The organism is Streptomyces sp. NPDC092952 (assembly GCF_044754785.1).
Taxonomy (GTDB): Bacteria; Actinomycetota; Actinomycetes; order Streptomycetales; family Streptomycetaceae; genus Streptomyces.
Genome location: NZ_JBIVPT010000017.1, coordinates 71,031 through 78,140, shown reverse-complemented (window position 1 = coordinate 78,140; position 7,110 = coordinate 71,031). Strand labels below are relative to the sequence as shown.

8 protein-coding genes are annotated in these 7,110 nt (G+C 70.3%); all 8 read right to left on the bottom strand.

Going from position 1 to position 7,110, the window contains the following annotated elements:
- Positions 1–31: 31 nt before the first annotated feature.
- The 8 genes from ACIQGQ_RS29975 to eccD all read right to left on the bottom strand — a co-directional run bounded on the left by ACIQGQ_RS29975 (position 32) and on the right by eccD (position 7,101).
- Positions 32–373 carry a hypothetical protein gene (locus ACIQGQ_RS29975; protein WP_402401472.1) on the bottom strand — a complete coding sequence of 114 codons (342 nt, stop codon included), beginning with the start codon at positions 371–373 and terminating at the stop codon, positions 32–34.
- Positions 366–896: a YbaB/EbfC family nucleoid-associated protein gene (locus ACIQGQ_RS29970; protein ID WP_402401469.1), complete on the bottom strand. Its 531-nt coding sequence runs from the start codon at positions 894–896 to the stop codon at positions 366–368. The genes ACIQGQ_RS29975 and ACIQGQ_RS29970 overlap by 8 nt, the downstream gene beginning before the upstream one ends.
- A complete protein-coding gene (locus ACIQGQ_RS29965; protein WP_402401466.1) occupies positions 896–2,869 on the bottom strand; it encodes a hypothetical protein in 1,974 nt (657 codons plus the stop codon). Before ACIQGQ_RS29965 ends, ACIQGQ_RS29970 begins: the two co-directional genes overlap by 1 nt.
- 50 nt (positions 2,870–2,919) lie before the next feature.
- On the bottom strand, positions 2,920–3,354 hold the full coding sequence (locus ACIQGQ_RS29960) for a hypothetical protein (RefSeq protein ID WP_402401463.1): 435 nt from the start codon (positions 3,352–3,354) through the stop codon (positions 2,920–2,922).
- A 13-nt stretch (positions 3,355–3,367) separates the two neighbouring features.
- Entirely contained in the window at positions 3,368–3,661 is a 294-nt protein-coding gene (locus ACIQGQ_RS29955) for a hypothetical protein (protein ID WP_402401460.1), read from the bottom strand.
- 37 nt (positions 3,662–3,698) lie between these two features.
- Positions 3,699–4,049 carry a hypothetical protein gene (locus ACIQGQ_RS29950; RefSeq protein WP_402401458.1) on the bottom strand — a complete coding sequence of 117 codons (351 nt, stop codon included), beginning with the start codon at positions 4,047–4,049 and terminating at the stop codon, positions 3,699–3,701.
- 171 nt (positions 4,050–4,220) lie between these two features.
- Positions 4,221–5,711 (bottom strand): type VII secretion protein EccB, encoded by a 1,491-nt coding sequence (gene eccB, locus ACIQGQ_RS29945; protein WP_402401455.1) that lies wholly within the window; start codon positions 5,709–5,711, stop codon positions 4,221–4,223.
- 7 nt (positions 5,712–5,718) lie between these two features.
- Positions 5,719–7,101, bottom strand: coding sequence for a type VII secretion integral membrane protein EccD (eccD, locus tag ACIQGQ_RS29940; RefSeq protein ID WP_402401452.1), 1,383 nt, complete (start codon positions 7,099–7,101; stop codon positions 5,719–5,721).
- Positions 7,102–7,110: the final 9 nt, after the last annotated feature.

Here is a 7,110-nt window from a genome sequence, read left to right as displayed (position 1 = left end):
TCCGCCGGAGCCGGGCCGGTGGTGGTGCGCGTCACTGGTCCCCTCCAGCCGCCTTCCAGTCCTTGGCGATCTGGGTGGCCAGGTCCTCGGCGCCGGCGAAGAGCTTCTTCACGTCCTGACCGTCCTCGCCCAGCCGGGTGATCAGGAAGTCGAGCATCTTCAGGGTGTCGGTGAGCGGCGGCATGCCCGTCCCGATCACTTCGAGGTACTGCTTCGAGGAGTCGTCCTGGCCGTCGCCGCCGCCCCGCGTGTTGAGGCCGTTGATGGATTCGAGGTGGGCGTGCGTGTCCGCGAGGGTCTTGCCGAGTTTCCCGTACTCGTCGATGCCCTTCCAGGTCGCGGCGCCGGCCTTCAGCTCGTTCCCCTCAGTCATCGTGCTTCCCTCTCCGGGACCCGGACGCCTCCGCGGCGCCCTTCGCCATCTCGCGGAGCGGGGCCAGGAACTCCTCGACGGGGGTGCCGGCCAGCATCGAACGGCGCATCTCGTCGCCCTTGCCGCGCAGGGGCTCGAACGCCTCGCGCGCGGCCTCGCCGCTTTCGGTCTGCGCCTTGCCGATGAGGTCCACCAGCGTCTTCCCGAGACGGACCGGGTCCATCTGCCGGTAGTCCTCGGTGTGGAACTTGATCTCGCGGACGTCGCCCCGGGCGCCCACCGTGACGCTGACCGAGCGGTCCTTGGAGCGCACCGTGGAGGTACGGGCGGCCAGCTCGCGCTGGACCGCCGCGAGCCGCTCGGCGTGCTCGCGGACCTGCTGCTGCATCTCGCCGAACTGTTCCTGGAGCGTCGAGCCGAGGATCGACTCGAACTGCTCGCGCGCGGACATCGGGGACCGGTTGTCACCCCCGTCGCGTGTGCCGCCGCTGTCGCGGGCCGTCCCGCCGCTCTGGTACCCCATCAGCCGATCACTCCCGTGGTGGTGCACTCCTGGGTGCCCCACGTCTCTTCGTCCTCGTCCAGGTAGCTCTTCCGCTCCCGGTGCTGGTCCTGGCCGGCGCCCGCACCGGCTCCCGCACCCGCGCCGGGCGGCGGCATCATCGGCGACTGGGAGGAGGTGCGCCGCCCGGTCCCGGCCGCCTCCTCGACGACCTTGGCACTGGGGTCGACGGAGGTGGTCCGGACCTTGCCGGTCGGCTCGACACCGACGCCGGTCCTGCCGCCCTTGCCGCTCGTGTACTCGGAGAACGTACCGTCGGGGTTGCGGACCTTGAACACGCCCTTGCTCTGCTGCGATCCGCCTTCGCCGCCGGTGCGAAGCCCGGAGTGGTCGCTGGAGAGCCGGGAGGTCTCGCGGATGCGGGTCAGCGCCTTCTCGTTCTCCCGCCGCTGCTGCTCGGCCCGCCGCTGCGCCTCCTGCTGTTCCTTGGCCTGCTGCTGGTACGCCTTCTGCTCCGCCTCGGCCTGACGGCGCAGCGTCTCCTGCTGGCTCTGCTGCTTCTGCTGTTGCTGGAACGCTCCGGGTGACGTCTTGTAGAGGGAGCCGTCGGAGTTCTTGAGGAGCTTCCCGTCCGGGCCGGTGACGGTGCCGTTCTTGTTGAGGACGGAGCCGGGCGGGATGTTCATCAGGCCGCCGGAACCGAACGCGCCCGGGCCGCTGGTGTTCTGGTCGGTGTCGGTTCCGTTGTTGCCGAGGCCGTTGTTGCCGAGACCGGAGCCGCCGTTGCCCGTGACGTTGTCGGTGCCGAAGCTCCCCGGGCCCGAGGCGTTCAGGTTCTTGAGCTGGTCCTGGAGCGTCGAGCCGGGGCCGTCCTTGTCCAGGCCGCTCTGTCCGGAGGAGTCGCCGTCGCTGAACGCTCCGGGCGAATCCTCTTTCTGGAGTTCGGTGTTGTCCCCGCCGGGCAGGTCCTTGTCGTCGCCCGTGGGGTTCGTCAGCCCCTTGAGCAGATCGGCGATGGTGTCGGACGTGGTGGATCCGTCCGGGTTCAGTCCGCCCTTGTCGGCACCGGCCGGGGCGTCCCAGGGCGGTTTGGTCGGGACCCGGATGGCTCCTTCGGTCAGGCCGTAGGCCAGGCCGATGGCCTTCCCCGCGTCCCTGGCGGGGCCGTCGAGGCTGGCGCCGACCTGGTCGAGCCAGCGCTGCTTGGCCTTGGCCTCGAACGCCTCCCAGAATCCCGACCCGTGCGGGTCGCCGAGCGACGTCTTCAGCCAACCGTTGTCGAACGTGTAGGCGCCCTCGGCGAACTCCTCGTGGAAGAGGTCGCTCAGGATCTGGGAGGGCCAGGCGTTGTTCTCCGTCCCGTAGGCGAAGATCACCTGGTACAGGCTCTGCAGCTGCCTGGTGGCTTCCTGGCGGGCGTCGTCGATCTCCTTCGAGAAGTCCCGCGGGTTGGTCATCTGGGTGTGCAGATTCCCGAACTGGTTCGCCACCCCGATGAGCATGCTGCGGAACTGCCCCGCGGCGGTGCCCTGCATCTCGGAGTCGGGTACGTCGATCTCCTCGGACCAGCCCTTGATGGTGTGGAACCACTCGTCAAGGAACCGCTGGACGCCTTTGACCGTCCAGCTGGCGTCGTCGAAGCTGTGCAGGGAGAAGACGGTGTTGCCGACTTCGCCGAGGGCAGTGGCGAGGAGTTCCCTGGCGCCGAAGTGCCACTTGTAGAGCGCCTGGTCCTGGGGCAGCGGGTCCTTCAGGTCGGCGCTGACGTTGAATCCGACCTGGTAGTTGTAGAAGGCGCCGTTGTACCAGCGCTTGTTCCAGCCCAGGTCGTAGCCACCGGGCGCGCCACCGGTCCCCGCGACCCCCTCCAGATGGTGGGGAGCGACGAAGGTGTCACCGAGCCACTTCAGCTTGGTGACCTCCGCCCGGTCGACCGGGCCGCCCTCCTGGTCGGAGACGAGGCCGAGAGCCTCTTCCCACTTCGTGACCGCCATGCTGTCAATCCTTCTCTCGGCCCTGCCCCACCGCGGTGTCGCCCGACGGATCAGACGCCGGTGGTCGGCGTCTTCTCCGTGGTCGACTGGGTGGCCCCACTGCCACCGAAGATGCTCAGCGGAACCTTGAGGTCGTCCATCATCGTCTGCAGTGCGATGTCCTTGGCGTCCTGCTCGCCCTGCTGGGTGATGTGATCGACGCCGACCAGATTGTCCGAGAGCTTCAGCATCCCTTCCTTCATCTCGTCGAGGAGCTTCACCATGCCCGTGGCGAAGGAGTTGAACTTCTTCCGCAGCATCGCCGTCTGCTGGATGTTCGCCTTCGGGTTGCCGGCGAGCAGGGAGTCGTCGGCGGCGTAGAGCCGCAGCCGCACGATGTCCGGGTGCTTGTCGAACTGCTCGACGAACTGGGCGTTGATCCTGTCCCGCGCGAAGCCCTGCAGGAAGTCCGACGAGATCTTGTAGGTGCCGCCGTCCTCAGCCATGGGTCAGCCTCCGTCAGCCGGCCATGAGCTTGGCGCCGAGGCCGTCATGCTCGTGGTGGGTGTTGCCCATGTTGTTCAGGGTCTGGTGGCCCTGGTTGAACGCGCTGTCCATCTCGTCGATCGAGGTGTTCAGCCTCGTCTGCACGTCGCGCCACTGGTTGGCGCTATCGCCCTGGGCGGTGTTGGCGAGTTCCTGGACGCCCGCGACCAGCTCCTCCAGCGCGTTGCGCATATTCGCCGTGAGCTGCTGCATGTCGTTGGTGGCGTCGCCGAGACCGCCCCAGTTGATCTGGATGTCGCCGGACACGGTGTGCCCCTTTCTTCCTGCGACGGATGAGGACGGATCAGTTGTTGTTGAGGACGCTCGTGATGCCGTCGGAGACGGCGGAGCCCTCGAAGCCGGTCTTGGCGTGCTGGAGAGCGGCCTGCTCACCGGCGTCGAGGACGCTCTGCTGCTCGTTCAGCTTGTTCCAGACGTCGTCGACGGCCGCCATCGCCTTGGTGTAGCCCTGCTGCCACGTCGCGAACTTGTCCTGGAAGGTCGCGGCCGACCCGTCCGAGGTGCTGTAGTGCGTCGCGACGTTGCTCCTGATGCTCTCGGCGGCGCCACCGGCCTGCTTCATGAAGCCGAAGTGGGTGTCGAGCGCGACGATGGCCTTCCGTGCCGCCGCAGCATCCTTGACGAGCTCTGACACGTTGTGTCCCTCCAGTCGGAACCTGATCGGTTACGGGAAGGCGCGACCCATCCGTCGCAGGGTCCTCCCCAACCCCATCTACATCGGGGAGATTATCCGATCAATGAGATTGATGTCAGCAGTGGAGGTGGGTAGTTCACCGCTATTTGAGCTTTTCTTGAGCATCTCCCACTAACCCGCGCCGCATTGTTCACGGAGTTGTGTTCTCTTCTGCGGAACCTTCCCTTCCTCCCGGGCATCCGCGTCCACCACTCCGTTCCTCGAAACCCCCGAAGGATCCAGTACCGGACCACTCGGCAGGAGGCTCAGCAATCGCCCCGGAACATCCACGGCGGCACCCGCCGAATACCCGAGCTGTTTCAGTCCCGCTGCTGTCACCGGATAGGAAACGCCCGAATCCGTCACCAAATAAAGGGAGTTGCCGGTGCCCGCCGAGGACCGGGCCCGTACCAGCGACCCCGCTCCCGGGCGCACCCAGATCCGGTCCACCGCCACACACGCCGCCGTCACCCCCGGCTGCCGGTCGGGCGGCGAGCCGGGGACCCCGTCCGACGGCAGCAGGGACACCGTCGTCGTGTGGCCGCCGGAGGACGGCTTCACCCGTACGCAGACCTGCTCCTGGGCCGGGTCCACCGTCGACACCCGGGGCACCGAGGCCGGCAGCCCCGCCGCCAGCTGCTGCGCCGCGGCCGCGGGCGCCTGGTGGGCCGCCAGGTCGGCCGGGCCCACCGGGCGCTCGGTCACGGCCTTCCCGCCGTACGCCTGCTCCTGGGTGCGCGGGTCGCCGCGCAGCAGCCGGCGGGCCGGGCCGGTCAGCGGGGCCAGCCCGTCCGTACGCAGCACATAGTGCTGTCCACCGGCCGAGAAGAGCTGACCGACGCGGGTGACCTCACCCGCCAGCCGCGGCCCCGGGCGCCCCCGTCCGGGAATCTCCGGCGGGGCGATCCCCGGACCCGCGTCCAGCGCCGTCAGGAACGACGCGTCGACCGGTACGGGCGTGACACCCGCCCAGCCCAGCGCCGCCTCCGTACCGTGCTCGGTGTCGATCCGGAACCGGCGGCCGTTCCAGACCAGTTGCCGCCCCTCCCCCGGAGCCGTCACCAGCACGCCCCGGTCGGAGCCGAGCCCGTCCTCCGCGTCCGCGGGACCGGACACGACCACGCTGGTCAGCGGCTTCGTCCTCGTCGGCCCGGACGGCTGCACACCGGCGCAGACCGCCCAGGCCCCGGCGCCGGGCGCCTGCGGCAGCCCGTCCGGAGCACCCACGATCCCGATGGGGGTACCGCGCGGCGCGTCCTCGATGGAGCCCTCCGCGACCTCCTCCACCGCCATCCGGCCGCCCGCGACCAGCCGCGCGGACGCCTGGTTGAGCACCGGGTGCAGCACCCCGCCGACGTTCAGGTAACGGGCACCGGTCTCCTTCACCACGACCAGCGCGCCCGGCGTCTGCCAGGAGGTCCCTCCGCCCGGCTTGATCAGCCCGAAGAGCACGGTGACCACGCAGGCCAGCGCCACGATCAGCGCCCCCCAGCGGACACCCCGCCAGGTCCGCGCGGTCGGGGTGTCGGGCGAGTCGGGGTCGTCCCGCAGCAGTCCGCTGGAGAGCCGGCCCATCACGTACAGATGCGCCTGCACCTGGTCCTTGCGCGACTGCACCGCCATCAGCCCCTCACCCCCTGATCCCGCGCAGAGCGCCGAACACCCCGGCGAGCAGCACCGCGAGCGGCAGCAGCGCCAGCGCGCAGAGCGTGTGCAGGAGGTCGGCGATCCGGCCCCAGTAGGGGACGAGCCGTCGCCCCGGCACGGTCCAGGCGGCGATCGCGGTGACCGCGGCCAGCACGGCGAAGGCCGCGGTGATCTCCAGGCGCCCGGGAAGGCCCAGGTCGATGGCGCGGAGCACCCCCGCGAGGGCGATTCCGTACGCGCCCGGCACCGCCGTCGCGAGCCGGTGCGGGACGGCGCCGACCACGCGCACGTGCAGGAGCAGCAGCGTGCTCAGCACCACGGCGAGCAGCTCGGCCGTCCAGCCGCCGCCGGTGGCGAGCAGCGCGGTCTCGCAGGCCGCGGCCAGCAGTCCGAGCGCCACGTACATGCCGGTCAGGTAGCGGTCGGCCAGCTCGGCGCGCTCGCGGACCCGGGCGGCGGGGAACGGCTCGATGCCCTCCTGGAGCTCGCCCGCGTTGGAGGGCAGCGGCGGCATCCGCATACCGGCGAACCGGAAGGCCAGGCTGGGCACGAAGCCGCCCGCGAGGACGACCACGACCGCCAGCCACCCCGCCACCTGGGCGATCGGCATCCCGGACAGCGCGACCGCACCGGCCACCGCGGTGAACACGGCCACCACGAACGCCCCGAGGAAGAGCGGGGCGAACGCCCCGACGGCGGCCAGCGCGATGATCGCGGCACCGGCCCCGGCCGCGCCTCCGGCCAGCAGCCTCGGGCCGAGCAGGTTCTCACCGTGCCCGGCGGCCGGGATCAGCGCGCCCGCGACGGCCAGGTAGGGAACGGCCAGTACGCCGAGCGCCGCGCCGGCCCCGGCGTCGCCGACCGCCCGGGAGGCGGCCAGCCCGCCGGCCACCAGCAGCAGGGCGACGGCACCGGCGGCGCCCGCCCGCCACATCGCAGCGCCCGGCAGCAGCACGGTGATCAGCCCGGCGGCCAGCGCCGTCACGGTGAATCCGATGAGCAGCCGGCGTGTCAGCTCGGGCCGCCAGGTGTCGGGCCGGGCCCGCAGGGTCTCCCCGATGCCGTCGACCAGATCGTCGAAGTCGGCCTCCGGCAACGTTTCATGACGAGCTCTCAGATACAGGGTCTCGCCGTCGCGCAGTTCCGCCTCGGCCGGGGTGCGCTCCTCGTCGAGGGGTGCGGCACCGAGCCGTTGGAGGGTCCAGCCGCCGTGCTCCAGGCCCTGTTCGTCGAGGTCCCCGCCGGCGTACTCGACCAGTACCGGCAGCAGATCGGCGAGCGGAACATCGACGGGTATGCCTAGTTCGAAGGTTTTCTCCGGACTTCTGACGGTTATCCGGCAGAGTCCGGCGGTCTTGTCGCCCACGGTGCGCGA